The sequence below is a fragment of the Pseudoduganella sp. RAF53_2 genome (assembly GCF_052113985.1).
In the GTDB taxonomy this organism is placed as follows: Bacteria; Pseudomonadota; Gammaproteobacteria; order Burkholderiales; family Burkholderiaceae_D; genus Rugamonas.
In genome coordinates, this window is sequence record NZ_JBFRDW010000721.1 from 1 (window position 1) to 2,873 (window position 2,873).

Below are 2,873 nucleotides of genomic sequence, written 5' to 3' on the forward strand. Positions count from 1 at the left end.
ATTGTGGCCCTGCGCGGCCAGGTCGATAAGATGGTCAAGCTCTATAGCGATGGCGCTGAAGCAGAAGAGCAGAAGGGCGCCGGAATCTATGCGTCTTCGCGCGTGTGGATCATTTCGCTGTTGGCCGCCAGCGCCGTACTGGGCGCGCTGGGTGCGACTCTGCTGACCACGTGGCTGGTGAAGCGCCTTGGCGGCGAGCCTGACTATGCGGCTTCCATCGCCAGCAAGATCGCATCGGGCGACCTTTCCGTTGAAGTGGAAACCAGGGATGGCGACAAGGACAGCATGCTGTTCGCCATGAAGCAGATGCGCGATAGTCTGGCACGCCTGGTTGGCGAAGTGCGCTCCGCGACCGATACCATTGCCACCGCTTCTGATCAGATTGTGGCCGGTAACCTGGACCTGTCCTCGCGTACCGAACAGCAGGCAAGCTCGCTGGAAGAAACCGCTGCGTCGATGGAAGAACTGACGTCGACCGTCAAGCAGAATTCGGACAGCGCCCGTCAGGCCAATGAGCTGGCGGTGAACGCATCCACCATCGCGCAGGAAGGTGGCGTGGTGGTGTCGCAAGTGGTGAACACCATGGGTTCGATCAACGCATCGGCCAGGAAGATTGTGGACATCATCGGCGTTATCGATGGCATTGCGTTCCAGACCAATATTCTGGCGCTGAACGCTGCAGTGGAAGCGGCGCGTGCAGGTGAACAGGGCCGCGGCTTCGCCGTCGTGGCGTCGGAAGTGCGTAATCTGGCGCAGCGTTCCGCCTCTGCCGCCAAGGAGATCAAGGAATTGATCGGCAACTCCGTGGAGCAGGTGGAAAACGGCACCAGGCTGGTGAACCAGGCTGGTACGACGATGGAAAACGTGGTGGTCAGCGTGCGCCGCGTGACCGATATCATGGGCGAGATCACTTCCGCAGGACAGGAGCAGAGTGCCGGCATCGAGCAGGTCAACTCGGCCATCTCGCAGATGGATGCGGTGACCCAGCATAATGCGACGCTGGTGGAGGAGGCGACTGCTGCTTCTCAGAGCATGCAGGAACAGGCTGCATACCTGGCGCAGCTGGTCAGCACTTTCAAGCTGGGCGCACAGAAAGGCCAGACCTTGTCGCGTGTCCCGTCCAGCGCGCGCAGCTTTGAAGTGAAGGCGCCAGCCGCCGTGCAAAAGCGCCTGGCAAACGGACGCTGATCTTACTTGGCGCGCTGCAGCTTGACCAGCACCACGTCGTTGGTCTTCATCTGTAGCGTCAGCGCCGCCTTGCCGTCGGCACCCACGCTTAGCTGCTTTTGCAGTTCAGGCTTGTCGACGGTGAGGCTTTGCAGGCGCTGCAACTGCGTCTGCGTCAGCTTCGCCGGCGCGCCCATGTCGATGTAGGCCGAATAAGGGTCGTTCCTGCGGAAGCCGGTGCGCTTCACCGTTAGCTGGTAGCGGCCCGGCTGCAAGCCGCTGAAACTAAGCTGCGCCGCTTCCGCATCCTTGTTCTTCACGATGCGGCTGTAGAAGGGGCGATCGCTGACCTTCTGTTCCGGCTGCACAAAATCCCACAGCAAGGCTGTTGCCGACTGGCCGTCGAAAGAGGCCAGCGTTTGCGCGTCCTGCACCGGCAGACTGTTGCCGTTCAGGGCGTGCAGGTATTTGTAGGCGAAGTAGGCCGGCTTGCGGACGCCTTCGCGGTTCAGCAGACCAAAGCCGCCGTGGAAAGGCGTTGGCGGCGGGCCGGATTCCTCGAACAGATCCGAGTATGTCCAGTAGCTCATGCCTTGCAGCTGTCCCTGGCTGGCCTTCAGCTTGGACAGGATGTAGGGCGCGCTGATGTAGGAATCGTGCACCAGATCGCGCGGCGTGTAGCTGGTGCTCCATTCCGTGAAGTAGAGCGGCAGGCCGGGGTAGGACGAGGCTTCAATCTCCTTGCGCACCTTATGCACGTCGCCGGTGATGGCGTTCGGCGAAGGGGAGAGCTTGGTGTCTGCATTGCCTTTCTCATCGACGAAGCCGCCGTCCACGCCGTAGGTGTGCGTGGTGACGAAATCCACCGGCGTGTTCTGCGCTTTCGCATGCGCCAGGAATTCCGGCACCCAGGCGGCGCCCGCCGTTGCCGGGCCGCCGACTTTCAGTTGCGGATCGATGGCCTTGATCGTGTGCGCGGTCGCGTCGTACAGATCGAAGTAGGCTTGCCGGTCGGCCTTCTCCCAGAAGATGTCCAGGTTTGGTTCGTTCCACACTTCGAATGGCCACTTGCGCACTTCCTCCGCGCCATAGCGCTCGATGATGTGCGTGACGAAGGCGTGCACCAGATCCCTCCACGGATCGAGTTTCGGATGCGAGGTGTTGCCATGCCAGTAGAAAATTTCGCTGCCGGACGTGGCCATCGCCAATGGCGTGAAGCTTAGTTCCACGAAAGGCTTGATGCCGCGCTTTTGCAGCGCATCGTAGAGCTCATCGATTTTGGTCCAGTCGTAGACGTACTTGCCGTCCTTCACCTGCACGGTCTTGAACACATCATGAAAGATGCCGTGGAAACGCAGATAGCGGAAGCCCAGCTCATCGACGGCCGTGGTCAGCTGCGCCATGCTGTCATCGCGCAGCAGCGTGCCGGGGAAATCGGAGCCGACGCTGTAATCATAAAAGCGATCCAGCGGCTGCGTGGCCTGAGTGACGTCAAGCTGAATGTGGCGTTCGGCATACGCTGGCAGCGAAAACGCAGCCGCGACATACAATGCGATGAGGGACTTGCTCATTACTGTCTCCGGGATGTTTTGAACATTTTATAACACAAAATGAATAGCGCTAACATTTCTTGTTGTTCAACCCGGGCAGGAGGTAATCATGAGGCGATTTCTGGTGTTGGGATGGTGGTTGGCAGTGTTCTGCGG

General features: G+C 60.0%; 2 protein-coding genes. One reads left to right on the forward strand and one right to left on the reverse strand.

All coding sequences use genetic code 11. From position 1 onward, the window contains the following. The coding region (locus AB4Z11_RS28420; RefSeq protein WP_442029178.1) for a methyl-accepting chemotaxis protein at positions 1-1,188 on the forward strand (1,188 nt) is incomplete at its 5' end. A 2-nt stretch (positions 1,189-1,190) separates the two neighbouring features. Here the strand turns inward: AB4Z11_RS28420 and AB4Z11_RS28425 are convergent. After that, positions 1,191-2,738 carry a GH39 family glycosyl hydrolase gene (locus AB4Z11_RS28425; RefSeq protein ID WP_442029179.1) on the reverse strand — a complete coding sequence of 516 codons (1,548 nt, stop codon included), beginning with the start codon at positions 2,736-2,738 and terminating at the stop codon, positions 1,191-1,193. Positions 2,739-2,873 lie beyond the last annotated feature (135 nt).

Coding starts and splice junctions, on each gene's coding strand:
- AB4Z11_RS28425 (WP_442029179.1), bottom strand. CDS start 2,738: ATGAGCAAGTCCCTCATCGCATTGTATGTCGCGGCTGCGTTTTCGCTG.